This window comes from Flavonifractor sp. DFI.6.63 (genome assembly GCF_024462255.1).
GTDB classification, from domain to species: Bacteria; Bacillota; Clostridia; order Oscillospirales; family Oscillospiraceae; genus Lawsonibacter_A; species Lawsonibacter_A hominis.
Genome location: NZ_JANGBE010000001.1, coordinates 93,226 through 117,074, shown reverse-complemented (window position 1 = coordinate 117,074; position 23,849 = coordinate 93,226). Strand labels below are relative to the sequence as shown.

Genomic DNA, 23,849 nt, shown 5'->3' with positions numbered 1-23,849 from the left:
CGCAGACCGTCCGGAGGGACGCCGGCCGGAGTCCCGTCTTCCCTGCGGGGAAAACGCCCGTACTCCGGGGCACCGGTGTACGGGCAGCCCCATGGAAGGAGAATGAGATGCCTCACATCCAGCAATTAGAGCCCCACGTGGCCGACCTGATCGCCGCCGGCGAAGTGGTGGAGCGGCCCGCGTCGGTGGTCAAGGAACTCATGGAAAACGCCATCGACGCCGCCGCCGCCACGGTGACGGTGGAGGTCCAGCACGGCGGCATGACCCTGATCCGGGTCACCGACGACGGCTGCGGCATTGCCGCCGGGGAGGCGGAGACCGCCTTCCTGCGCCATGCCACCAGCAAGATCCGAAGCGAATACGACCTGGAGGCCATCGGCACCCTGGGCTTCCGGGGGGAGGCGCTGGCGGCCATCTCCGCCGTCTCCCGGGTGGAACTGCTCACCCGCGCTCAGGGGGCGCAGCTGGGGATTGCCCTCTCCCTGGAGGGGGGCGCGGTGGTCGCCCGGGACGAGGCGGGGTGCCCGCAGGGTACCACGATGGTGGTGCGGGACCTGTTCTACAATACCCCGGCCCGCCTGAAATTCATGAAGAAGGACGCCGCCGAAGGGGCGGCCTGCTTTGCCATGGTGCAGCGGGTGGCCCTGTCCCATCCGGAGGTGAGCGTCAAATTCCTCCGGGACGGGAAGCAGGAGCTGCGCACCCCCGGCGACGGGAAGCTCCAGTCCGCCCTCTACGCCGTGCTGGGCCGGGATCTGGCCCTGGGCTTCGTGCCGGTCGGCGGCTCCGGCGAGGAGATGACGGTCGCCGGCTTTACCTCCCTGCCCACCTGCTGCCGGGGGACCCGGGGCTATCAGCACTTTTTTGTGAACGGCCGGTATGTGAAAAGCCGCACCATGACCGCCGCGGTGGAGGAGGCCTATGCCAACCAGAAGATGGTGGGCAAGTTCCCCGGCTGCGTGCTGCATCTGAACACCCGCCTCAACGCCGTGGACGTGAACGTCCACCCGACCAAGCAGGAGGTCAAATTCGGCTCGGAAAAGCGGGTGTTCGACGCGGTGTATTACGCCGTCAAGTCTGCGCTGGAGGCCGACCGTACCCGTCCGCAGCTGGAGGGGGGCGCGCGGGAGCGCCCCCTCCGCGCCGCCGTGCGGGATACCGCCGCCCCCAGCCAGACGGCCTTCCGGAATCAGACGGCGCAGGCCTTCCGCCAGGAACACGGCTCCCCCGCCCTGCCCCTGCGCGACGTGACCGCGCCGAAGCAGCCGCCCCGTCCGGACGCTCGGGACGGGACCGCCTCCGCGCGGCCGGCCCCGCAAGCGCCCGCGGCTGCGGTGGGCGCTGCCGGCGCCGGAGCGCCGGGCTGCGCGGCCGTCCCGGCGCCGCCCCGCCCGCTCCGCGCCCCCGCTGCGCCGGGGGAAGACCGCGCGGCGGCCCCGGCCCCCGGCCCGGCCCCCGCGCCGGAAGAGGTCCCCGCGCCGGAGCCGTGGCGTATGGCGGGCGAGGTGCTCCATACTTACATCATCGTGGAACAGGGCGACAAGATCCTCCTGATCGATAAACACGCCGCCCATGAGCGGCTCAATTTCGACCGGCTCAAGGCCGAGGGGTACCAGCCCATGGTGCAGGCCCTGCTGACGCCGGTGGTCTTCACGCCTCCCGCCGAGGAGGGGGCGGCCCTGCTGACCCAGCTTCCCCTGCTGCGCCGCTTCGGGTTCGAGGCGGAGGAGTTTGGCGGCGGAGCGCTCATTGTCCGGGCGGCCCCCGGCGATGTGGCCGCCGGGGAGATCGAGGGCGTACTCACGGAGCTGGCGGGCCGGCTGCTCATCACCGGCCGGGCCGATCCGGAGGCGGCCCGGGACGCCTTGCTGCACACCATGGCCTGCAAGGCCGCCGTCAAGGGCGGCCAGAGGAACGGGCCACAGGAGCTGCAGCGCCTGGCCGAAGCCGTCATGGACGGCACGGTCAAATACTGCCCCCACGGGCGTCCAGTGGCGATTGAACTGACGCGGCAGCAGCTGGAGAAGCGGTTCGGGCGGGCGTGATTTGACCGTGCCCGCGCCTGCGGCGCGTCCAAGCGTTTTGCGCAGCAAAACCTTGCCGCAGCGTGAATTCAGTTCACGCGAGGAGGCAAGATCGTCCGGGGCCCCCGCCGGGCCCGGCCCGGCGGGGTACAAATACTGCCCCCACGGGCGTCCGGTGGCGATTGAACTGACGCGGCAGCAGCTGGAGAAGCGGTTCGGGCGGGCGTGACCGATATTTCGGCCCTTCGACAAAATGCGAGTTGATCCATTGGATAAAATGGTATATATTGGATGCACCCAACAGAAAGAAGGAGTGCATCCAAATGCAAAAGACAAACAACCTGCAGGACCGGTTCCTGCTCCGCGCCCGTAAGACCCGGGCCCACGTCACCGTGTTCCTCATCAACGGCTACCAGCTCCGGGGCGTTATTGCAGGCTATGACGCCTTTGTGGTGGTCCTTATGAGCGAGGGCAAGCAGCAAGTCATCTACAAGCACGCGATCTCCACCATCACGCCGGAGCGGGCCGTGGATTTGAGCGAGGACGAGGCGTCGCCCGCGCCGCAGGCGGGGCGGAGCCCGGCGGAAGGCGCGCCGGACGGACGGTAGGGCGAAGGCAGAAGGCCCCTGCGGGGCGGCCTCCGTCTGCCGGAGCAGGCCGCCGTACGGGCCGGGGCCCCGGCGCGAAACATCGCTACATAAACAAGGGACAAGCCTATGAAACAAGGAAACGCCATCAACCGAATCATCATGCTGGTGCTGCTGGGGGCCGTGGTGCTCTACCTGGCGGTGTCGGCCTGGAACAGCCTGACCGACCCCTTTTCCACGGTGGTCTCCTATGCCTACGCGGTAGACGACGCAGTGGAGTGCACCGGCTTTGTGGTGCGGGAGGAGACGGTGCTCGCCGGGACCGGCGGCATCGTGGACCTCCTGCCGGAGGAGGGGGAAAAGGTCGCCAGGGGCGAGACGGTGGCCCTGGTCTATCAGAGCGAGGCGGGCCTGGACCGCAAGCAGCAGATCCAGGCCCTGACGCTGGAGCGGGAACAGCTCCAGTACGTCCTGGCCCAATCCGCCGCCGGGGGGGATACCGCCCAGCTCAGCCAGCAGGTCATCGGCGCCATCGTGGCGCTGCGCTCCTCGGTGGCAGCCGGGGACCTGACGGGGCTGGAGGAGGAGACCATGTCCCTCAAATCGCTGGTGTACAAGCGGGAATACACCTATGGCGAGGGGGACGGTGGGGCCGGTCTGGAGGACGCCATCCTTGCCGTGGACGCGCAGATCCAGGCCCTGAGCAATCAGGCCGCCCTGGATACCGCCCGGGTGAGCGCCGCGCAGGCGGGCGTGTTTTCCGGCCAGGTGGATGGATATGAGGGGCTGCTTACCCCTGAGATGCTGTCCTCCCTGACCCCGGCCGACCTGACCAGCCTGGCCAATCAGAGGCCCCAGGCCGATGGCAATGCCATCGGGAAGCTGGTGACCAGCGCCCGGTGGTATTTCGTCTGTCCGCTGTCCGAGCGCGACGCCGAGCGCCTGAATGAGGGCGGTACCATCGCCGTGCGCTTTTCCCGGGACTGGTCGGGCCAGGTGGAGATGGATGTGGAGCGCATCGGAGCGGCGGAGAACGGCCGCTGCGTGGCGGTGCTTTCCACGGACCGCTACCTGTCGGACACCACCCTGCTGCGCCGCCAGACGGTGGAGCTGATCTTTGAGACCCGGACCGGGATCCGGGTACCCAAGGCGGCCCTCCGGGTGGAGGAGCGGACCGTCACCGACGAGGACACCGGGGAGAAGCGGCAGGTCCAGATCAACGGCGTATACGCCCTGGTGGGAGCGCAGGCGGAGTTCAAGCCTGTGACGGTGCTGGCCCAGCAGGACGACTTCTGCCTGGTGCAGGCAGCTTCTGCGGGCAGCGCCGCCGAAGCGAAAAAGGCCCTGCGGGCGGGGGATGAGATCATTGTGGCCGCCGAGGATCTGTTTGATGGAAAAGTCGTACGGTAGGGCCGCATGTTTTGACGCCGAAGACGTTTCAGGAGGTGCGTTTTGATGTCCCTTGCGGAACAGATTGCGCGGGTAAAGGAAAAAATCGCCGCCGCCGCCCGGGAGGCGGGACGGGAGCCGGAGGCGGTCACCCTGGTGGCCGCCACGAAGGTGCAGACCTCGGATACCATCCGGCAGGCCATTGCCGCCGGGATCACGGCGTGCGGGGAGAACCGGGTGCAGGAGATGACCGCCCATCTGGAGGAGAACGCCTACGCGGGGGCCCGCCTGCATTTCATCGGCCACCTGCAGACCAATAAGGTCCGGCAGGTGGTGGGGCGGGTGGATCTGCTGGAGTCGGTGGATTCCGCCCGACTGCTTCAGGCCGTGGAGGCGCAGGCCGCCAGGCTGGACCTGGTACAGGACATCCTGCTGGAGGTCAATGTGGGCGGGGAGGCGAGCAAAAGCGGCGTGTCTCCCGACGAAGTGCCCGGCCTGGCACGGCAGGCCATGGCGCTGCCCCATGTGCGCCTGCGGGGGCTGATGGCCATCCCGCCTGTGGCAGGCAGCGGCGGAAATCGCCCTTTTTTTGCAAAAATGTATCAGCTTTATGTTGACATAAGAACTGAAATGGACGATAATGGGACTGTTATTAACTGCCTTTCCATGGGCATGAGCGGCGATTATGAGGACGCCGTGCGGGAAGGGGCCACTCTGGTGCGGGTGGGCACCGCCCTGTTTGGGCCGCGTCCGCCGCTGCATACACGGTGAATGAAATTCGGGAGGTTGACCGAAATGGGATTTATTGATGAGCTCAAGCGCTTGGCGCGCCCCTATGAGGACGAAGAGGACGAGGAGGAGTTCGAGGACTTCGAGCCCGTCTCCCGCAGTGAGCGGATGGACCGTACCGACCGGATGGAGCGCAAGAGCGCCAAGCAGGACACCGGCGCCCTGTTCCCCAGCGAAAGCACGCCCGAGCGGCGTAGCAACAAGGTGGTGAACATCCACACCACCACCCAGCTTCAGGTGGTGCTCGTCAAGCCCGAGCGGTTTGAGAACGCCTCCGAGATCGCAGACCACCTGCGGGAAAAGCGCACCGTGGTGCTCAATCTGGAGTCCACCAATAAGGACATCGCCCGCCGCCTGCTGGACTTCCTTTCCGGCGTGGCCTATGCCAACGAGGGCAAGATTAAAAAGGTGGCCATCTCCACCTACATCATCACGCCCTACAACGTGGATATTTTAGGCGATCTGATCGACGAGCTGGAGAATAACGGACTGTATTTCTGACGCAGGAGGAAGGAAGCGGCGTCCGCGTTGTCCCGCCGGGAGTCCGGCGTCCCAAGCGTTTTGGCGCAGCCAAAACCTTGCTGCCGGGCGGATCCGCTTCATCCGCGCAGGCCAAAGGGGGCCCCGCACGATGCGAAGCATCGGGCGGGGCGGAACAACGGGCCGTATTCTTGACCAAGCATTCCATTCATTTTGTACATAAAGCGGGGGAAAAACGATGCTGACACCGCAGGAAGTTTCCGAGCACGCCTTTGCCAAAGCGTCTTTCGGCGGCTACAACATGGCCATGGTGGATGAATTTCTGGACGTATTGACGGCGGATTACACCACCCTTTACAAGGAAAACGCCACCCTCAAGGCCAAAATGAAGGTCCTGGTGGACAAGCTGGAGGAGTACCGCTCCACCGAAGAGGCCATGCGCAAGGCGCTGCTGACCGCCCAGCGCATCGCCGACGACATGGTGGCCGAGGCGGAGAGCAAAAAGGCCGAGCTTCTGCGGGACGCGGAGACCTCCGCCAAGACGCGCATGGGAGAGCTGCGGCAGGAGATCGCCAATGAGGAGGCGCGCCTTGCCGCCGCCCGCGGCTCCACCGCCGCCTATGTGGCCAAGCTTCAGGGGCTCTATCAGCACGAGATGGACTATCTCAACGGCCTGTCTTCCCTTGTGGCTCCCGCCCCCAAGGGCCCCGACCCCGTGGCCGCCGCCGCCCAGGACATCGAGGCCAGTGTGGAGAAGCTGGTGGCTCCGGAAGGCCCCCAGGCTCCGGAGGACGCGGAGGACACCCTGGACCTGAGCGGCGGAACGGCCCGTGTGGAAGTGCCCGTGCAGGAAAAGGACGGCGGGCTGTACGCCGAGCTGCTGGAGCTCAACCTGAACCCGGCCGAGGGCGAGCGCGCCAAGCGCCCGGTGCGCACCCCCCTGGAGGAGGCCGACATGCCGGAGGAACCCGCCGAGCCCACCCGCCGCATCGACTTCGACCATCTTCAGTTCGGCCGGGACTACGAAATCAAATAACCCACTTGACAGAAGCCCTGCAAACATGTAAGATACTCCAGGACGCAGAACAAAGCGTCCTGGAGTATCTTTTATTCCGAAAAACGCTGAGAAGAGGACGAGTACCGTCCCCCGCTCCTGTGCAGAGAGCCGCCGTTTGGGTGCAAGGCGGACGGGAGGGGCCGGGAAGATCACCTTGGAGCGCCCCGCTGAACAGGGAAACGGGTTTCCCTCTGTAAGCGGGGACGGCTGGCCCCGTTACCGGCCTTCGAGGGGCTGCGGCGCGTCCGCGGCAAGAAGAGTGGTACCGCAGAGGTTTGCGCCTTTGTCTCTTACAGAGACAAAGGCGCGTTTTTTGTCCCTCCCCCGCCCTCACGCGCCGGAAGCAGGCCGGGAGGACGGCCTTTCCGCCAATGGATCGAAAACAAAATTCAGCATAAAGGAGAACCCACCTATGGACTACAACCAGACCGTCCACCTGCCTCAGACCGATTTCCCCATGCGGGCGGGGCTGCCCCGCCGGGAGCCGGAGATGCTCCAGGCCATGTACGACCACGACCTGTACCACAAGCTGATGAAAAAGAACGAGGGCAAGCCCCTGTTCGTTCTCCATGACGGCCCTCCCTACGCCAACGGCAACATCCACATCGGCACTGCCCTGAACAAGATCCTGAAGGACATCATCGTCAAGCACCGGAACATGACGGGCTGGTGCGCCCCCTATGTGCCCGGCTGGGATACCCACGGCCTGCCCATCGAGAGCGCCATTCTGAAGAACAAGAAGATCAAGCGGGACGAGCTGACCACCGCCCAGTTCCGGGAAAAGTGCAAGGAGTATGCCCTGGACTTTGTGGACAAGCAGCGGGAGCAGTTCAAGCGCCTGGGGGTGCTGGGCGAGTGGGACGATCCTTACCTGACCCTCAAGCCCGCCTTTGAGGCAAAGCAGGTGGAGATTTTCGGCAAGATGGCGGAAAAGGGCTTTATCTTCAAGGGCATGAAGCCGGTGTACTGGTGCCCCAATGACCAGACCGCCCTGGCCGAGGCGGAGATCGAGTATGCCGACGATCCCTGCACCACCCTGTTCGTCAAGTTCCCCGTCCGTGACGACAAGGGCAGGCTGGCGCAGTACGCCGACCTGAGCAGGACCTATTTCGTCATCTGGACCACCACGCCCTGGACCATCCCGGGCAACATGGCCATCTGCGTCAACGCGGACTTCGACTATGTGCTGCTCCAGGCCCCCAACGGGGAGGTGTATATCCTGGCCAGGGACCTGGCGGAGCGCGTATGCAAGGCCGCGGGCATCGACTATGCCGCCTGCAGGGTGCTGGCCACCCTCAAGGGCAGCGCGTTCGAGCTGATGACCGCCAAGCATCCCCTCTTTGACCGGGAGAGCGTGCTGCTGTGCGGCGAACATGTGACCCTGGACGCCGGCACCGGCTGCGTCCACACCGCCCCCGGCTTCGGCGCCGACGACTTCAACATCTGCCGCGCTTACGACAAGGCGGGCAAGACCAACATCGGCGTGCCCGTGCCGGTGAACGCCAGGGGCGTCATGACCGACGAGCGTTACAACGGCCAGTTCTATGCCAAGGGCAACGACCTGGTGGTGGAGGACCTGGAGGCCGAGGGCTTCCTGCTGGCCAAGGAGAACATCACCCACTCCTATCCGCACTGCTGGCGCTGCAAGCATCCCATTATTTACCGGGCTACGGAGCAGTGGTTCTGCTCCGTGGACGCCATCAAGGACGCGGCGGTGAAGGCCTGCGACGGCATCCAGTGGAAGCCCGACTGGGGCAAGGACCGCATGACGGGCATGATCACCGAGCGCAACGACTGGTGCATCAGCCGCCAGCGGGTGTGGGGCGTACCCATCCCCATCTTCTACTGCGCCAAGTGCGGCAAGGACATCGTCACGCCGGAGACCATCCGGCGCGTCTCCGACCTGTTCCGGGCGCACGGCTCCAACATCTGGTTTGACAAGACTGCCGACGAGCTGGTCCCCGAGGGCCTTGTCTGCCCGGAGTGCGGGCACGCCCACTTCACCAAGGAGTCGGACATCATGGACGTGTGGTTCGACTCCGGCTCCACCCACGCCGCCGTTTTGGATGAGCGCCCCTACCTCCACTTCCCCGCCGACGTGTACCTGGAGGGAGGCGACCAGTACCGCGGCTGGTTCCAGTCTTCCATGCTCACCTCCATCGCCGCCAAGGGCGTGGCGCCCTACAAGCAGATCATCACCCACGGCTGGACCGTGGACGGCGAGGGCAAGGCCATGCACAAGTCCCTGGGCAACGCCGTGGGGCCGGAGGAGGTCATCAAGGACTACGGCGCGGACATGCTGCGCCTGTGGGTGGCCAGCGCCGACTATACCCAGGATATGCGTATTTCCGGCGACATCATGAAGCAGCTCTCCCAGGCGTACCTCAAGATCCGCAACACCGCCCGGTACATGCTGGGCAACCTGTGCGACTTTGACCCCGACGCCGATTTGGTGGCGGCCGAACACCTGATGGGACTGGACCGCTATGCCCTGCACCTCTTTAACCAGCTGGTGAAGACCGTCCGCGCCGCCTATGACCGCTATGAATTCCACGCCGTGTACCGCGCCGTGTACAACTTCTGCGTGGTGGACCTGTCCAACTTCTATCTGGATATCATCAAGGACCGGCTCTACTGCGGGGATGAGGCGGCCCGCCGCTCCGCCCAGACCGCCCTGTACGTCATCCTGGACGGCATGACCCGGCTCATCGCCCCCATTCTGGCCTTCACCTCGGACGAGATCTGGCATGCCATGCGCCACGGCAGCGACGCGGACGCCGAGAGCGTGCTCTTCAACGACATGCCCGGCGACAACGCCGCCTTCGCCCTCGCCGGGGCCGATCAGGAGCGGTGGGAAAAGCTGGTCTCCCTGCGGGACGCGGTCAACAAGGCCCTGGAGAACGCCCGCACCGCCGGGGTGTTCAAGAAGGCGCAGGATACCGAAGTGACCCTCTCCGTGTCGGAGCAGGACGCGGCCTTCCTGGCGGGGGAGGACCTTGCCACCCTGTGCATCGTGTCCAGCGTCATCGTGACGACCGGCAGCCTGGAGGGCGAGCGGGCCGACGAGTGCCGCATCCCCTGCACCATCGCCGTCCGGCTTTCCGACGCGCCCAAGTGTCCCCGCTGCTGGAACCACAACGAGCACGTGGGCGGGGATCCCGAGCACCCCGACCTCTGTCCCCGCTGCGCCGGCGTGGTCCGGGGACAGGGCTGATGCGGCCGGGGACGGCCTGTTCCGAGAAAAATGCAAGAGCAGAGGCTTTTATGCCTCTGCTCTTGCATTTTCACCGAAACAGGCTGGAAAGGAAGCGGCATCCAGGGGCGGGAAAGCGCAGGCCCCGGCTGAACGTGCGGCAAAATACTCCTTGAGCAGGGCGGCATAGGCCAACAGGACCGGACTCGCCGAATGAGAGCGCCAAATGGCGGAAAAGGTGCAGGTCTCCGGATATCCGGTCAGGCGAATGGACTGAAACAAGGCCGGAACCGTTGGATGGCAGCATTCCGGCAAGAGCATAACGGCCTGATTTGTGGCCACGAGCATCTGCTGCGTGTCGAAATTTGGCACAACAAAGGCGGGGGAAAGCGCATGGTGATTGAGCATCTGCTCGGTTACCGTAAGATTATAGGTCTGAAAACCGATGCTCTCTTCCCCCTGAACGGCAAACTTTTCATTGCGGATATCGGCAATATCCACGGCGTCAAATTGTGCCAGAGGGTGATCGCGGGAGACAAACAGCCGCCACCCGCAGGTGAGCAAGGGCTCGATCACAGCGTCGGAGATGGTATTGTCGCTGAAATCATAGGGCATTGCGATCGCCATAGCCAGCTTGCCGACCGTATATTTATGAAATAATTCGGTTGGAGTGCCCGGGCGGATCGTGATCTGCATGCTGGGATATGCCTGGAGCAGACGCTGGATCACGCGGTAGGTGTGGGTGGTATCCAGGCCCGGCCAGATTCCCAGGGAAATATATCCGGAAAGGTTATGCGCAATGCACCGGGCACGGGAAAGCGAACGGGAATAGAGAGCAAGCAGACGAAGGCTGCTCTCGTAAAATGACTTTCCGGAGTCGGTCACGGTAAATCCGCGTTTGCTGCGCACGAACAGCGGAAAGCCGAGTTCCGCTTCCATCGAGGCGATTTGCTGGCTGATGGCCGCCTGAGTAATATAGTTTTCCTGGGCGGCCTTTGTAAAACTGTTATACTTGACGATATCCACAAAACATTTGATTTTCTCCAGATTCATACAGCAATCACCTTATTTCTGCAGAGAATGGATTTTGCCGGCGCTGGGTCCAGTATAACACAAAAGAAGGCGGACTTCATGGGGAATGTACAAATGGCACAATAGATTTTTCTTATCGGTGTGATCGCATATTCTAATTTGACGAATCCGCCGTCCGCAATTATGCTGAATCCAGAGAGAAGCGCTTCTCAAAACGATAATTGGAGGCAAGCGGCTATGGATGAGCGCAGAAAAGAACGGGACCGGAGATTGGAGCTGTTCAACCGGCTTATGGAACAGGCGGGGTTGGACGCGTTGATTTTTACCTCCACCGCCCAGCAGACCTGCCAGATGGCGGTGAAATACGCGACCAATTATACGCTGAACACACGCCGGGATTTTGCATATATGGCCAGGGGCGGCATGCTGAACCTGCTGGTCCCGACCGTGGGGCAGCAGTTCCATGCCCGGACGTTGAGCTGGCTTCCCGAAGAGAACATCCGATGCGGCGATATGCTCCAGGAGGTGCTGGCTTTTATCCGATCCCTGCCGCAGGAGCACCCCAGGATCGGACTTTATGAGCCAAAGGAACTTCCCATTTGCATCTACCGCGAACTGACGGACACAAATGCGGAATTTGTGGATATTACAGCCCGGCTGACGGAGCTGCGGGCCCCCAAGTCTGAATATGAGCTGGAGCTGATCCGCGCCGCCTCACAGATCGCGGTGGGTTCCTTCGAATGGGTGCTCAAGCACATCCGCCCCGGGGTCACGGAACAGGAGATCGTGGGGGGCGCGGAGGGCTTTTTGCGGGCCCGCGGCGCGGAGGACAGTCTGGTGCTCATCCGCGCGGAAAAACCCCACACGTTTATCACGCGCGCCCAGAACAAGCCGATCCGGCCCAATGAGGTGTTCGTTTACTCCTGTGAGATGGCGGGGCCGGGCGGCTACTGGACGCAGATGGTGCGCCCGATCTTTCTGGAGCGGGGCTGTGCGCCGGAGGCGTATGAAGTGCTCCAGGTGATCCGGGAGGCGCTGGCAGCCGGCGAGGCGGCGGCGCGGCCCGGAAACCGGATCTGCGACGTGGACGAGGCCATTGCGCAGGTTGTGAAAAAGCGCGGCTGTCACGCGGGCGTATGGTCCGGTCACGGCATGGGCGCGGATTTGGGGGACGGTATTGATATCGGCGCGCCCAATAAAATGGAGCTCAAGCCCAATATGATCCTGACGCTGCATCCCAGCGTGGTGGGGCGATCGGACGGACTGCTGTACGGCAATACTTACGCGGTCACGGAAACGGGGGTGCAGAACCTTACGGACGCCTATACGGGCAGCAGCTACCTGGAGGACCTGCTGGAAGAGATGGGATAAGGGTGAGAATAAAGATAAGAGGAGGGAGTCGTATGCCGGATACAGGCATCAAAAAGCAAACCTATACCGCTTATATCGTTAAGCTGCTGGTCGGGCTGTTTTTCATTTTTGTTTTTGGGCGGGTCTGCCCGCCGTGGGGCGGGATCACGCAGACCGGCATTCAGGCGATCGGCATTTTCTTCGGATTGATTTTCCTGCTCTCCAATTCGGAGTTTGGGCTGATTTTGCCGTCGCTGCTGGGCTTTCTGGCGGTCCTGCTCACAGATGCGTATACCCCCAGTTCCCTAATGGCGGCCACCTTCGGGAACTCCACCGTGGTTCAGATCATTTTTGCCTACGTACTCTGTCAGACCATTATTTCCACCGGAGCGGGTGAGTTTATCTCCAAATGGCTGCTCACGCGGAAGGTGCTTCGGGGAAAGCCCTACCTGTTCTGCTTTGTCTTTTTCTTTGCGGCCTGGGTCATGGGCGCGTTTGCCAAAATTGGCGGCATCGTATTCGTGCTTGCATTGCTGGATTCGCTCATTGACAACCTGGGGTACGAGAAAGAGGGAAGCTTTAACCGCTGGATGTCTCTGGGGTCCTTTGTTTCCGCCTGCATAGGGATGGCGCTGATCCCCTTCCAGGGCCTGCCGCTGGTCATTTTCGGGGCGATACTGAGCGCTATGGCGCAAAGCGGCATTGTGCTGAACTATGCGGTGTATATGCTCTCCATCATCGTCTTTTCCATGGCGTTTATCGTCCTGTTCGCCCTGACGATGAAGGCCTGCCGTGTAGACGCAGACAAACTGCGCGCCTTCGATGTGAGCCGTATCAGCGGCGAGCAGGGCGGCAAACTGCGTATGACCCGCAAGCAGGTCCTGGCCTGCCTGATTTTCCTGTTTGCGATCGCCTACTCGGTGGTCATGGCCTTTCTCCCTGCAGACAGCCCCCTGGGGCAGGCGCTTTCCACCTTTGACCAGTGTACCTGGTTCATCTTGGCGCTGGTAATTTTCTTCCTTCTGCGGGAGGACGGCAAACCGCTGCTGAACGAAGAGCAGACCTTCCGCAGCAGCATTTCCTGGGGCATCGTTCTGGCCGTGTGCATTTTCAACGTGATCGGCGGCATGCTGGCCAACCCGGAACTGGGCGTACGGGGCTGGCTCAACGCGTTGATGGAGCCCATTTTCACCGGACTGCCCTTCCCTGTGTTCATGCTGCTGATCTGTTTTGTCTCTACGATCTGCACCAATGTATTTGCCAATGCGGCGGTGGGATTGATCGTAGGGACGCTGACTATGCCCTTTGCCATTACGTATGGCGATACCATCGGGATCAATGTAACGGTGTACGGCGCGGCGGTGACCATGTCCGCCATGTTCTCCTTTATGACCATGGCGTCGGCAGGGTATGTCCCCCTGTTTCTGACAAGGCCCTGCATTCAAAAAAATCAAAAATTCCTCTGGGGGGTCGGAGGAGGAACCTGCTTGGGGGGCATCCTGCTGATGACGGTTCTATTCACTGCCCTGGCCTATCTCCTATAAGCGACCAGACGGGAGCGCCCGTCCGCCTGCAGGGCGGAACGGGCGCTCCCGTCTGGTCGCGGGGCGTTATCAAGGCCTTTGCACGGCGGCGCGCCTGCGCCGCCCCTTCCGCGCCGGGAGGCGGGGCAGCTCCGGAAGGGCAAGACTGCCGCCGTCGGTGGCGGCGGAGATCAGATAGCGGTAGACCCGGCCCTTTTGCCGCTCGTACAGGTCCAGGGTCTGATAGAGGTCCTTGTAATAGGAAAAGGTCTTCTGCTTCATCTCCAGAGTGCGGCGCAGGGTGGGCTGGGTCATGACCAGACTGTCCTCCCGTTTGATATAACAGCACACCGGCTCCGGGACGGCGGCCACCAGACGGACATATTTGATGTACTCCAGATTGAACAGAAAATCCTCGCACCAGCTCAGCTCCTCCGGGCAGCGCAGCTGGTGGGCCTCCACAATGCTGCGGCGGTAGAGCTTGTTCCAAAGCACCCCGTAGTAGAAGTTGGCGGGGGCCTTGACCATCTCCTCTGCAAACTCTGTCCGCGTGAGCACCCGGCGGCCCCGGATATGCCCCTGCAGCGCCTGGCGCTGACCGGATACCCGGTAAAAACGGGCGATCACCAGGTCGGTGCCGGTGCTCAGAGCGGCGTGGACCAGGACCTCAGTGGCGTTGGACAGGAGCCGGTCGTCCCCGTCCACAAACTGGAGGTACTGCCCCGTAGCCGCCGCCAGTCCCGCGTTGCGGGCGGCGGAGACCCCTGCGTTTTGCTGATGGATGACCCGAAAGCGCGCGTCCCGCTCCGCCGCCGCGCGGCACAGGGAGAGGCTTTCGTCCGTGCTGCCGTCGTCCACCAGTATGACCTCGATCTCCCGCCAGGTCTGGACGCGGATGCTCTCCAGACAGGCGGGAAGATACGCCGCCACGTTGTATACCGGCACGATGATGCTGACCTTTGCGCGTTCCAAAACGACACTCCTTTTTGTAATGTGCTCAAATCCCATTATAATGCGCCCGCCGCCGGGCCGCAAGAGCGGATCGCACGAAGGCGCGCCGGAACAGGGGCGGGGCATTGCAATGTTTTGGCGCCTGTGGTACACTATCCGGGAACCAAACGCCCGATGGGCGTGCAAAGGAGAGCGCTTATGCTGTATTTGATCCTTGCGGCCCTTCTGGTCGCCCTCGACCAGGCGGTGAAATTTTTGGTACGCGCCCACATTCCGCTGGGGGGCTCCCTTCCCGTTCTGCCCGGTGTGCTGGACCTGACCTATGTGCAGAACACCGGGGCGGCCTTTTCCCTGTTTACCGGGCATACCTGGCTTCTGACCATCATCTCCCTGGCGGTCTCCGTGGCGCTGGCGGCGGCGCTGGTAAAGGGCGTGCTGCGGCATCCCTTTGCCCGCTGCGCCCTGGCGGTGGTGCTGGCCGGTGCGGTGGGCAACCTGATCGACCGGGCCTTCCTGCGCTTCGTGACCGATATGTTCCGCACGCTGTTCCTGGATTTCCCCGTCTTCAATGTGGCGGATATCTGTGTGGTGCTGGGGGGCATCGCCCTGTGCGTGTACGTGATCTTTTTCTACGATAAGTACGAGAAACGGGAGAAGCAGGATGACGCCGCTCCATCTGACGGCTGACCGGGCCGGGGAGCGGGTGGACCAGTTCCTCGCCCGCACCCTGCCGGAGCTGACCCGCTCCGCCGCCCAGCGGCTGCTGGAGGAGGGCGCGGTCACCCGCGGCGGCGGGCGGGTAAAGAAGAATGACAAGACCGCCCCCGGCGACGTGTTTACCGTCGTCCTGCCCGACCCTGCCCCGATTGACGTGCTCCCCCAAAAGATCCCGCTGGATGTGATCTACGAGGACGGCGACGTGATCGTGGTCAACAAGCCCGTGGGGCTGGTGGTCCACCCTGCGCCGGGCCATCCGGACGGGACCCTGGTCAACGCGCTGCTGTATCACTGCGGAGCGTCCCTCTCGGGCATCAACGGGGCGCTGCGCCCCGGGATCGTGCACCGGATCGACCGGGACACTTCCGGTCTGATCATCGCGGCCAAAAACGATTTTGCCCACCTGGCGCTGGCCGAACAGCTGCAGGATCACTCCCTTTACCGGGAATACGAGGCCGTGTGTGTGGGCAATCTGAAGCAGGATGCCGGTACGGTCCGCGCACCCATCGCCCGGCACCCCACCGACCGGAAACGGATGGCGGTGGATGTGCTCCACGGCCGGGAGGCGGTGACCCACTGGACGGTGTTGGAGCGGTTGGGGGGCTATACCCATATCCAGTGCCGACTGGAGACCGGCCGCACCCATCAGATCCGGGTCCACATGGCGAAGCTGGGGCATCCCCTGCTGGGGGACACGGTATACGGGGCCAAAAAGCCCTACCCCGGCCTGGCGGGCCAGTGCCTGCACGCCCGCAGGCTCTCCTTCACCCACCCACGGACGGGACGGCGCATGACCCTGGAGTGCCCGCTCCCCCCTTATTTTGCGCAGGTATTGACAAAACTGCGGCAGTTGGTATAGAATTTGCAGTAACCGCAGGACAAATCGAATAGCAGGGGCGCTGGACGCATGTCCGGCTGAGATGGACGCCTATCGCGGCGCACGGTCCCTTGAACCTGATCCGGGTAATGCCGGCGTAGGAAGAGTATTCGGCACACATTGTCGTTTCTCCCGTACCGCATTGCGCTACACCCGGTTTGCGCTGCGGTACATCTTTTTGGGAGGAATCTGTTCTATGACAACCACAAGCAATCAGAAATCGCACCTGGGCGTGCGGATGCTCTGCGAAGGGGCGATCATGATCGCCCTGTCCCTCGTGCTGGGGCTGCTGAAGGTGTTCGAGCTGCCTCAGGGCGGCTCCGTCTCGCTGGAGATGCTGCCCCTGCTGCTGTTCTGCGTACGCTGGGGCATGGGCGGCGGCTTGATCGCCTGCTTTGCCTTTGGGATTCTCCAGGTGTTTATCCAGGGCGCGGTGAGCTGGGGCTGGCAGTCCATCCTGCTGGACTATGTGCTGGCCTTCGGCGTCATCGGCGTGGCCGGCCTGGGCAAGGGCAAGCCGGGCGGCATTTTCTGGGGCAGCATCCTGGGCGGCGCGGCCCGGTTCATCATCCACTACATCAGCGGTATTACCATTTATAAGATTGTGGCCCCGACGGAGATCTTCGGCACGGTGTTTGATAACCCCTCCCTCTACTCGCTGGTCTACAACGGCAGCTATGTGGGCATTGACATCGTTTTGTGCCTGGTGATTTTCGGTATCCTCTATGCACCGCTGAAAAAGTACTTTACGGGGGCCGATCTGAAGAAATAAGGTGTGACGCATTTGGGCAAGTTCAACGGTGTGCTTCTGGTCAGCGATTTTGACGACACGCTGTACGGCTCCGACCTGCGGGTGTCCGAGGAGAACCGGCGCGCGCTCGACTATTTTACCGGCGCGGGCGGGATCTTTACCGTAGCCACCGGGCGGGCCCACCCCACCTTTGCGCCCCACGCCGCCAGCGTACCCATCAACGCGCCGGTCGTCCTCTCCAACGGCGCCTGCCTGTACGACTTCCAAGCCGACCGGGTGGTCCGTGAGACCTTCCTGCCCCGGCGGGCGGCCCGGGACCTGCAGGAGGTGGCCCGCCGCTTCCCGGAGATCGGCTTTGAGGCCTATCACCAGGACGAGATCTATGCCTATCAGCCCAACGAGGTCACCTTTCATCATCTGCGCCGGGCCCAGGCCGCCTATACCGAACGGCCCATCCTGGAGATGCCCCTGCCCTGGACCAAGGCCATCCTCCAGCAGCGCAATCCCCTGCTGCGGTCCGTTCAGCGCTACATCCTGGAACGTTGGGCAGAGCACTATGAGGCCATCTTCTCCAACGCCGTGCTGCTGGAGCTGACCGCCAAGGGCAGTACCAAGGGCGGCATGGTGCGCTGCCTGGCCCGGCTGCTGGGCATTGAGGAGCGGAACATTTACTGCGTGGGGGACAATCAGAACGACATCCCCATGCTGGCCGTCTCGGCCATTCCCTTCGCCCCGTCCAACTGCGCGCAGGAGGTGCGGGACTGGGGCGCGCGCATTCTGAGCTCCTGTGACGAAAGCTGCGTGGCCCAGATCGTCGCGATTCTGGATAAGCGATATTAAAACAAGGACAAGGACCGGGCCCGGCATTTGCCGGGCCCGGTCCTTGTCCCTGTCGAAAAAGGCCTGGCCTTTTCCGGCAGGGGGGCTACAGGACGGCCAGGACTCGATTCCTGCGGAAAAGTCGCCCTGTCCGTCCTGAGGAGGGGCATTTCCTTCCCCCGTCTGCGGACGGCGGAACTCTGTAAGGCACCCCTGCGGGAGAGCGCGGTACGCCGGTGCGCTACAGGGCCTCCAGCGTACCCGCCAGCAGCAGGGCGTAATCGGGCAGCGTGTCCAGAGGGGCCCGCTCGGAGACTGAGTGGGCGTCCAGAATATCGGGGCCGGTGCTGGCCATGACCAGGCCGGGGGCTTTGGGGCCCAGCACTGAGGGCTCCAGACCCACATGGACCGTGGAGACCTCCAGCGTCCGTCCGGTCTGCTCCCGGTACACCCGGGCGAGCACTGCGGCCAGCGGGTTGGCCGGGTCCCCCGTCCAGCCGGGGTAGCCGGACGCCTCGGCGGAGAAGCCGAGCGTCCCGGCCAGAGCATCATGGGCGCGGGCCAGCTCCGCCTCCCACGACGGCCGGGCCGAGCGCAGGAACGCGCAGACCTGTATCTGGCCGTCCTCCGTGGACAGCCGGCCCACATTGGCGGAAGCGCCCACCACGTCAGGAAAGGCCGGGTCCATCGCGTACACGCCGTGAAACAGCCCCGCCGTCAAGGCCAAAGCGGCCTGGCGGCAGAGCGGGGACCAGACCTGCTCCGGCCGGGGCGCGGGGGCGTGGAAGAGGGTCAGGCGGGGGTCCCGGGCCCCATAGGCGGCCGCTTCCCGGGCAAGGTCCTCCAGATCGGGCTCGCCGCCCTCCGGAAGGACGACCAGCGCCTCCGCGGCGGCGGGGATGGCGTTATGGGCCGTGCCGCCCCGGAAGTCCGCCACGGCCCAGTCCGGCCGCGCCAGCAGAAAACCCGCCAGCAGCCGCAGCGCATTGGCCCGGCCCCGGTGGATGTCGTCACCCGAGTGCCCGCCCGCCCCGCCGGAAAGGGCGATGCGCCAGGCGTCCCCCGCCGGGGCGGGGCAGGCCGCCAGGGGGAGCCGGTAGGTCTCCCGCCGGCCGCCGGCCGAACCCACGATGGCCCGGCCCAGGTGAAATCCGTCGGTATTGAGCAGAAAGTCCGCCCCCGCCAGCCAGGAGGGGTCCACCTGCTTGGCCCCCTCCAGGCCGACCTCCTCCGCTGCTGTAAACAGCAGGCGCAGAGGGCCGTGGGACAGGCCGCGGCCCAGCAGCCACAGCACGGCGGCGTTGCCCAGATTGTTGTCCGCGCCCAGGGAGGAGCGGCCGTCGGAGCGGAGGAAACCGTCCGCCTCCACCACCGTCACCGGCTCGGCCAACGGGTCGAAGCCGCTGCCCGGGGCCACGGCGCATACCATGTCCAGATGCCCCTGCAGGATCAGCCGGGGGGCCGCCGTGCGGCCGGGCGCGGCCGGCACGTCGGCCATCACGTTGCCGTGCCCGTCCCGGACCGGGGCCAGCCCCAGTTCCGCCAGCCGGGCGGTCAGGGCCCGCACCGCGGAGCGTTCATGCCGGGAGGGGTGGGGGGTGCGGTTCAGGGCGCGAAATTCTGCGGCGATCCCCGCGCGTATCGTGTCCGGCCCGCCAAGACGCTCCAGCAGCGTCATTCCGAAGGCTCCGTTCCGGTTTCCTCCAGCGGTGCGCCGGACAGCCAGCGGCGGACCAGGTCCAGCGCCCCGCTGGCGGCCAGTGTCCGGATGCGCTCCCGCACGCCGCCGGACCGGGTCCGCTTGACCGTGGTGCCGTCCGGTGCGGCCAGGGCCAGATAGACCAGCCCAACCGGGTTGCCCCGCTCATCCGGATCGGGACCGGCCACGCCGGTGACGGCCACCGCCAGATCGCAGCCCAGCGTCCGGCGGGCCCCCTCGGCCATGGCGCGGGCCACCGGCTCGCTCACCGCGCCGTATTCCTCCAGAAGGGCCTGGGGCACGCCGAGCACCGTGTGCTTGACCGGAGTGGCGTAACTGACCACGCTGCCCCGGAAGACCGCAGATGCGCCGGGCAGGTCGGTGATGCGCTTTGCGATGAGTCCGCCGGTGCAGCTTTCCGCGCAGCCCAGGGTGAGGCCGCGCTCCTTCAGCAGGGGCAGCACCACCTCTTCCAGACTGGTCACATCCGCGCCGTAGACCGCGCTGCCCAGCTGGGCGCGCAGCCGGGCCTCCACCGGCGTGATCAGGGCGCGGGCCTCCTGCTCGTGCCCGGCCTTGGCGGTAATGCGCAGCTCCACCTCGCCCTCCTTGGCGTAGGGGGCCAGGGTGGGGTTCTGCATGGCGTTCATCTGGCTGCGCAGCATGGATTCCACCAGGGATTCCCCCATGCCGAAGATACGCAGGGTACGGGAGCAGATGGCCCCGTCGGAACAGGCCCGCAGATAGGGCGCCACGCGGTATTGGAACATGGCCCGGCATTCCCGGGGCGGGCCGGGAAGCATGACGACGTGCACGCCATCCGCCTCAAAGGCTACGCCCGGGGCGGTGCCCCAGTCGTTGTCCAGCACGGTGCAGCCTTCGGGCAGCATCGCCTGCTGGTAGTTGTTCTCCGTCATGGGGCGTCCGATGCTCCTGAAGTAGGCCTCGATGCGCCGGGCGGACGCCTCATGGCGGACCAGGGGCCTGCCGAAGCATTCGGCCAGCACGTTTTTGGTCAAGTCGTCGCACGTGGGGCCGAGCCCGCCGGTGGTGATGAGGATGTCGGCCCGGCGGCGGGCGATCTCCACAGCGGCCCGCAGGCGCTGCGGATTGTCGCCCACTACGGTGTGGTAATAGACGTTGATCCCCAGGGCGGACAGCCCCTGGGAGAGCATCTGCGCGTCGGTGTTGGCGATGTTGCCGAGCAGAAGCTCGGTACCGACGGCGATCAGTTCAGCGGTGTGGGACAAAATAAGACCTCCAGAGCGCCGACGCCGGGCGCGGCGGCCGGAGCCGCCGTAAATGCGCAGCGTCAGCGCGGCATTTCCGCAGGGCGGATTCACTCCGCCTGAGGATGGGAAAGGTACGGGGTCCCCGCGCGCGCAAAGATCGCACGGGGAGTTGGCGATGGGTTCGGTGGGACAAGCAGACAGCCTGCTGAAGCGCCGCCCCAAAGGCGCGGCGCCAACGCGGTCGCTTCCCGGGCAAAGCCGCTCCGCCCGGGGATGCCGCGCCGTGAGCCGCGGTGCGGCGGGAGGGGGAGGGCGCCGCTACACGCGCAGGCGCTCGATTCCGTCCACCGCAGCGGCGACCAGCCCGTCCACGTCCAGGGCGGCCTCGGCGCACTCCAGCTCGCCCAGCACGGGGCGCAGGCGGGGATGGCGGGGGGTAAAGACGGTGCAGCAGTCCTCATAGGGCAAAATGGAGGTCTCAAAGGTGCCGATCTTCCGGGCGATGCGGACGATCTCCTCCTTATCCATCCCCACCACGGGGCGGAGAATGGGCAGGGAACACACGGCGGTGGTGGCGCGCATGGCCTCCATGGTCTGGCTGGCCACCTGGCCCAGGCACTCGCCGGTGACGAGGGCCCCTGCGCCGGTGCGCTGGGCCACCTGCTCGGCGATGCGCATCATGAACCGGCGCATGAGCACGGTGAACAGCTCCTCCGGGCACTTGCGCCGCAGCTCTTCCTGGATGGCGGTGAAGGGGACCACGTGGACCACCATGTGCCCGCACCAGGGGGTGAGCAGTTTCGCCAGGTCCAGCACCTTCTGCTTGGCCTGCTCCGACGTGTAGGGGTAGGAAAAAAAGTGGACCAGCTCCAGGGCGATGCCCCGCTTGGCGATCATCCAGGAGGCCACCGGGGAGTCGATGCCGCCGGAAAGCAGACTGACCGCCCGGCCGCCGATGCCCACGGGCAGGCCGCCTGCGCCGGGCTCCGGGTCGGCATGGACGTAGGCGGCATAATCCCGCACCTCAAGATAGACCGTCAGCTCCGGATGGTGCACGTCCACCTGGAGGTTGGGGTAGGCCTCGTCCAGCTCGCCGCCCACATACCGGGACAGCTCCACCGAGGTCATGGGGAAGGACTTGTCAGCCCGCTTGGACTCCACCTTGAAGGTCTTTGCCGCGCGCAGGCGGCCGTCCAGATAAGTCTTGGCGCACGCCAGCAGCGCGTCCTTGTCTTTGGCGCAGGCCCGGGCCCGGGAGAGGCCCACCACGCCGAACAGGCGCGACATGGCCAGCCAGGCCCCGTCCATGTCGCAGGTCTCCTCCAAAGGCTCCACATACATGGTGGACTGTTTGGTGTACACCCGGAATTGGCCCAGGTCCTTCAGGCGGCGGCGGGCATTGCCGATCAGCTTGTCTTCAAAGCTGCGGCGGTTCAGGCCCTTGAGCACCAGCTCCCCCAGCTTGAGCAGTATGATCTCGTCCAATCGTCTTCCTCCTTATTTGGGGCGGGCGCTCCGGCGCAGGTCCGGCCCGCCGGTTGTTGTATCCGCAGGATTCAGCGCCGGAAACAGGCGCTCTCCCGGTACTGGACGGCCTCCGCCAGATGCTCCACGCCGATGCGCTCCGCCCCGTCCAGGTCTGCAATGGTGCGCGCCACCCGGAGGATGCGGTCATAGCTGCGGGCGGTAAGCCCCATGCGGTCGAAGGCCCCTTTCATCAGGGCGGCGCCCGCCGCGTCCAGGGCGCAGTGCTCCGCCAGCTCCGCAGGGCCCATGTGGGCATTGCAGTCGGGGCCGGAGGGGCCGAAGCGGGCGGTCTGTACGGCCCGGGCGGCATCCACCCGGCGCTTGATGTCCGCCGAGGATTCGGCGGGGGCGGCGCGGGCGGAGAGCTCTTCGAAGGCCAGAGGCGGCACCTCCGCATACAGGTCGATCCGGTCCAGCAGGGGGCCGGAGAGCCGGCCCAGATACTTTTCCACGTCCCTCTCCGAGCAGCGGCAGCGCCGGTCATACCCGTACCAGCCGCATTTACAGGGATTCATGGCGCACACCAGCATGAACCGGGCGGGAAAGACCTCCGTGCCGGATACCCGCGTGATCTGCACCTGCCCCTCCTCCAGGGGCTGGCGCAGCACCTCCAGGGTCTCCTTGCCGAATTCGGGCAGCTCGTCCAGAAAAAGCACCCCGTTGTGGGCCAGGGAGATCTCCCCGGGCCGGGGCGGAGAGCCGCCCCCCGCCAGACCCATGACGGAGATGGTATGATGGGGACTGCGGAAGGGCCGGCGCAGGAGCAGCGGCGCCTCGGCGCTGGTCAGCCCCAGCACCGAGTGGACCTGGGTGGCCTCCAGCGCCTCCCGGCGGGTCATGTCGGGCAGGATGGAGGGAAGCCGCTTGGCCAGCATGGATTTGCCCGCGCCCGGCGGCCCCACCATGGCGATATTATGCCCGCCCGCCGCGGCGACCTCCAGCGCCCGCTTGACCGTTTCCTGCCCCTTCACGTCGGCAAAGTCGGGGCAGCCGGCAAGCGGGGCGGGGGGGACCCAGGGCTGCGCCGGAGAGAGGAGAACCTCGCCCTTCAGATGGGCCACCAGCTGACCCACGTTCTCCACCGGATAGACCGCCGCCCCGCCCGCCAGGGTGGCCTCGGCGGCGGAGGCGGCCGGGACATAGAGGGCGCGCACGCCGGCGCGCCCGGCGGCCAGCGCCATGGGCAGCATACCGGTCACCGGCCGCAGAGAGCCGGACAGGGACAGCTCTCCCACAAAGGCCGCGTCGGGCGCGGGCGGCCGGATCTGCTCCCCGGCGGCCAGGATGCCCACCAGGATGGGCAGGTCGTACACCGTGCCCGCCTTCCGCCGGTCGGCGGGGGCCAGATTCACGGTGATGCGGGAGACGGGAAAGGAGAAGCCGCAGTTTTTGATGGCGGCGCGGACCCGCTCCCGGGCCTCCTTCACCGCCGCGTCGGGCAGGCCCACGATATCAAAGGCGGGCAGGCCGCCGGACAGGTCGCACTCGGCGGTGACCTCGTATCCGGAAACGCCGCTCAGGCCCAGAGAACGCACATGATGGAGCATAAGGCGCACCGTCCTTCTTCCGCAATGTCGAGAAAGCGCCGCGGCCAGGCCGCCGCCTGCCGGTATCATGGCCGCTGTGCGGCTATTATACCATACTTTTCCGCAAAGGGGAGGCGAAATTTTTAGACCGATCATTTTAGCATAATGAGTTTAGTTTGTAAAGGCGCAATTTAGACGGGCGCGTTTATATTTTGTTCTTGTTTAAGAACAATTTTGCAAGATTTGTACGGATTTATGAAAAATTTTGCCCTGGGAATAAGATTTGATTTACAAATAGGGACAGGGGTGTTAAAATGTATGGGCCT

Annotated in this window: 19 protein-coding genes, 1 riboswitch and 1 other annotated feature; of the genes, 13 read left to right on the top strand and 6 right to left on the bottom strand. The window is 64.8% G+C overall.

Annotated features, from left to right (window positions below; translation table 11 throughout):
- Positions 1 to 107: 107 nt before the first annotated feature.
- The 7 genes from mutL (at position 108) to ileS (ending at position 9,540) form a co-directional block, all read left to right on the top strand.
- Complete coding sequence (gene mutL, locus NE547_RS00495) at positions 108 to 2,045, top strand: DNA mismatch repair endonuclease MutL (RefSeq protein WP_256174470.1); 1,938 nt, start codon at positions 108 to 110, stop codon at positions 2,043 to 2,045.
- 302 nt (positions 2,046 to 2,347) lie between these two features.
- Positions 2,348 to 2,632: an RNA chaperone Hfq gene (gene hfq / locus NE547_RS00490; protein WP_186908410.1), complete on the top strand. Its 285-nt coding sequence runs from the start codon at positions 2,348 to 2,350 to the stop codon at positions 2,630 to 2,632.
- Positions 2,633 to 2,740: 108 nt separating this feature from the next.
- Entirely contained in the window at positions 2,741 to 4,021 is a 1,281-nt protein-coding gene (locus tag NE547_RS00485; protein WP_256174469.1) for an HlyD family efflux transporter periplasmic adaptor subunit, read from the top strand.
- Between the two features lie 45 nt (positions 4,022 to 4,066).
- Complete coding sequence (locus NE547_RS00480) at positions 4,067 to 4,771, top strand: YggS family pyridoxal phosphate-dependent enzyme (RefSeq protein ID WP_186908412.1); 705 nt, start codon at positions 4,067 to 4,069, stop codon at positions 4,769 to 4,771.
- A 24-nt stretch (positions 4,772 to 4,795) separates the two neighbouring features.
- Entirely contained in the window at positions 4,796 to 5,290 is a 495-nt protein-coding gene (locus NE547_RS00475) for a cell division protein SepF (protein WP_186908413.1), read from the top strand.
- 217 nt (positions 5,291 to 5,507) lie between these two features.
- The gene (locus NE547_RS00470; protein ID WP_256174468.1) at positions 5,508 to 6,305 is read left to right on the top strand and encodes a DivIVA domain-containing protein; all 798 of its coding nucleotides are present in this window, start codon (positions 5,508 to 5,510) and stop codon (positions 6,303 to 6,305) included.
- Between the two features lie 79 nt (positions 6,306 to 6,384).
- Positions 6,385 to 6,620 (top strand) — a binding site (T-box leader).
- Between the two features lie 118 nt (positions 6,621 to 6,738).
- Positions 6,739 to 9,540, top strand: coding sequence for an isoleucine--tRNA ligase (gene ileS / locus NE547_RS00465; RefSeq protein ID WP_186908415.1), 2,802 nt, complete (start codon positions 6,739 to 6,741; stop codon positions 9,538 to 9,540).
- A 48-nt stretch (positions 9,541 to 9,588) separates the two neighbouring features.
- On the opposite strand, the gene NE547_RS00460 is transcribed toward ileS, so the two are convergent.
- Positions 9,589 to 10,572 (bottom strand): LysR family transcriptional regulator, encoded by a 984-nt coding sequence (locus NE547_RS00460; RefSeq protein ID WP_256174467.1) that lies wholly within the window; start codon positions 10,570 to 10,572, stop codon positions 9,589 to 9,591.
- A gap of 216 nt (positions 10,573 to 10,788) precedes the next feature.
- Here NE547_RS00460 and NE547_RS00455 point away from each other — a divergent pair, with 216 nt between their 5' ends.
- Both NE547_RS00455 and NE547_RS00450 read left to right on the top strand, forming a co-directional pair.
- Positions 10,789 to 11,922: a Xaa-Pro peptidase family protein gene (locus NE547_RS00455; protein WP_256174466.1), complete on the top strand. Its 1,134-nt coding sequence runs from the start codon at positions 10,789 to 10,791 to the stop codon at positions 11,920 to 11,922.
- A gap of 32 nt (positions 11,923 to 11,954) precedes the next feature.
- Positions 11,955 to 13,445, top strand: coding sequence for a hypothetical protein (locus tag NE547_RS00450; protein WP_186908418.1), 1,491 nt, complete (start codon positions 11,955 to 11,957; stop codon positions 13,443 to 13,445).
- 69 nt (positions 13,446 to 13,514) lie between these two features.
- On the opposite strand, the gene NE547_RS00445 is transcribed toward NE547_RS00450, so the two are convergent.
- Positions 13,515 to 14,396, bottom strand: coding sequence for a glycosyltransferase (locus tag NE547_RS00445; protein ID WP_186908419.1), 882 nt, complete (start codon positions 14,394 to 14,396; stop codon positions 13,515 to 13,517).
- Positions 14,397 to 14,573: 177 nt separating this feature from the next.
- Between NE547_RS00445 and lspA the strand changes: the two genes are divergently transcribed.
- The 4 genes from lspA (at position 14,574) to NE547_RS00425 (ending at position 17,560) form a co-directional block, all read left to right on the top strand.
- Positions 14,574 to 15,062 carry a signal peptidase II gene (gene lspA, locus NE547_RS00440; protein ID WP_186908420.1) on the top strand — a complete coding sequence of 163 codons (489 nt, stop codon included), beginning with the start codon at positions 14,574 to 14,576 and terminating at the stop codon, positions 15,060 to 15,062.
- Positions 15,037 to 15,951 carry an RluA family pseudouridine synthase gene (locus NE547_RS00435; protein WP_186908421.1) on the top strand — a complete coding sequence of 305 codons (915 nt, stop codon included), beginning with the start codon at positions 15,037 to 15,039 and terminating at the stop codon, positions 15,949 to 15,951. The genes lspA and NE547_RS00435 overlap by 26 nt, the downstream gene beginning before the upstream one ends.
- 23 nt (positions 15,952 to 15,974) lie before the next feature.
- Positions 15,975 to 16,091: riboswitch (TPP riboswitch) on the top strand.
- Between the two features lie 74 nt (positions 16,092 to 16,165).
- Positions 16,166 to 16,741, top strand: coding sequence for an energy-coupled thiamine transporter ThiT (locus tag NE547_RS00430; RefSeq protein ID WP_243204820.1), 576 nt, complete (start codon positions 16,166 to 16,168; stop codon positions 16,739 to 16,741).
- Between the two features lie 3 nt (positions 16,742 to 16,744).
- Positions 16,745 to 17,560: an HAD-IIB family hydrolase gene (locus tag NE547_RS00425; protein WP_256174465.1), complete on the top strand. Its 816-nt coding sequence runs from the start codon at positions 16,745 to 16,747 to the stop codon at positions 17,558 to 17,560.
- Between the two features lie 220 nt (positions 17,561 to 17,780).
- Here NE547_RS00425 and NE547_RS00420 read toward each other — a convergent pair whose 3' ends face one another.
- The 4 genes from NE547_RS00420 to NE547_RS00405 all read right to left on the bottom strand — a co-directional run bounded on the left by NE547_RS00420 (position 17,781) and on the right by NE547_RS00405 (position 23,544).
- Positions 17,781 to 19,217 carry a M20/M25/M40 family metallo-hydrolase gene (locus NE547_RS00420; RefSeq protein ID WP_256174464.1) on the bottom strand — a complete coding sequence of 479 codons (1,437 nt, stop codon included), beginning with the start codon at positions 19,215 to 19,217 and terminating at the stop codon, positions 17,781 to 17,783.
- Positions 19,214 to 20,488, bottom strand: a complete 1,275-nt coding sequence (locus tag NE547_RS00415) for a competence/damage-inducible protein A (RefSeq protein ID WP_256174463.1) — start codon at positions 20,486 to 20,488, stop codon at positions 19,214 to 19,216. Before NE547_RS00415 ends, NE547_RS00420 begins: the two co-directional genes overlap by 4 nt.
- Before the next feature lie 300 nt (positions 20,489 to 20,788).
- Positions 20,789 to 21,955, bottom strand: coding sequence for a tRNA uracil 4-sulfurtransferase ThiI (gene thiI, locus NE547_RS00410; protein ID WP_186908758.1), 1,167 nt, complete (start codon positions 21,953 to 21,955; stop codon positions 20,789 to 20,791).
- 71 nt (positions 21,956 to 22,026) lie between these two features.
- Positions 22,027 to 23,544, bottom strand: coding sequence for a YifB family Mg chelatase-like AAA ATPase (locus NE547_RS00405; protein ID WP_186908759.1), 1,518 nt, complete (start codon positions 23,542 to 23,544; stop codon positions 22,027 to 22,029).
- Positions 23,545 to 23,849: the final 305 nt, after the last annotated feature.

Excerpts from the sequence above, each read along its gene's own strand:
- lspA (WP_186908420.1), top strand. The coding sequence starts at position 14,574 with ATGCTGTATTTGATCCTTGCGGCCCTTCTGGTCGCCCTCGACCAGGCG.
- NE547_RS00470 (WP_256174468.1), top strand. The coding sequence starts at position 5,508 with ATGCTGACACCGCAGGAAGTTTCCGAGCACGCCTTTGCCAAAGCGTCT.
- NE547_RS00455 (WP_256174466.1), top strand. The coding sequence starts at position 10,789 with ATGGATGAGCGCAGAAAAGAACGGGACCGGAGATTGGAGCTGTTCAAC.
- NE547_RS00450 (WP_186908418.1), top strand. The coding sequence starts at position 11,955 with ATGCCGGATACAGGCATCAAAAAGCAAACCTATACCGCTTATATCGTT.
- ileS (WP_186908415.1), top strand. The coding sequence starts at position 6,739 with ATGGACTACAACCAGACCGTCCACCTGCCTCAGACCGATTTCCCCATG.
- NE547_RS00435 (WP_186908421.1), top strand. The coding sequence starts at position 15,037 with ATGACGCCGCTCCATCTGACGGCTGACCGGGCCGGGGAGCGGGTGGAC.
- NE547_RS00485 (WP_256174469.1), top strand. The coding sequence starts at position 2,741 with ATGAAACAAGGAAACGCCATCAACCGAATCATCATGCTGGTGCTGCTG.
- NE547_RS00405 (WP_186908759.1), bottom strand. The coding sequence starts at position 23,544 with ATGCTCCATCATGTGCGTTCTCTGGGCCTGAGCGGCGTTTCCGGATAC.
- mutL (WP_256174470.1), top strand. The coding sequence starts at position 108 with ATGCCTCACATCCAGCAATTAGAGCCCCACGTGGCCGACCTGATCGCC.
- hfq (WP_186908410.1), top strand. The coding sequence starts at position 2,348 with ATGCAAAAGACAAACAACCTGCAGGACCGGTTCCTGCTCCGCGCCCGT.
- NE547_RS00475 (WP_186908413.1), top strand. The coding sequence starts at position 4,796 with ATGGGATTTATTGATGAGCTCAAGCGCTTGGCGCGCCCCTATGAGGAC.
- NE547_RS00430 (WP_243204820.1), top strand. The coding sequence starts at position 16,166 with ATGACAACCACAAGCAATCAGAAATCGCACCTGGGCGTGCGGATGCTC.
- NE547_RS00460 (WP_256174467.1), bottom strand. The coding sequence starts at position 10,572 with ATGAATCTGGAGAAAATCAAATGTTTTGTGGATATCGTCAAGTATAAC.
- NE547_RS00420 (WP_256174464.1), bottom strand. The coding sequence starts at position 19,217 with ATGACGCTGCTGGAGCGTCTTGGCGGGCCGGACACGATACGCGCGGGG.
- NE547_RS00480 (WP_186908412.1), top strand. The coding sequence starts at position 4,067 with ATGTCCCTTGCGGAACAGATTGCGCGGGTAAAGGAAAAAATCGCCGCC.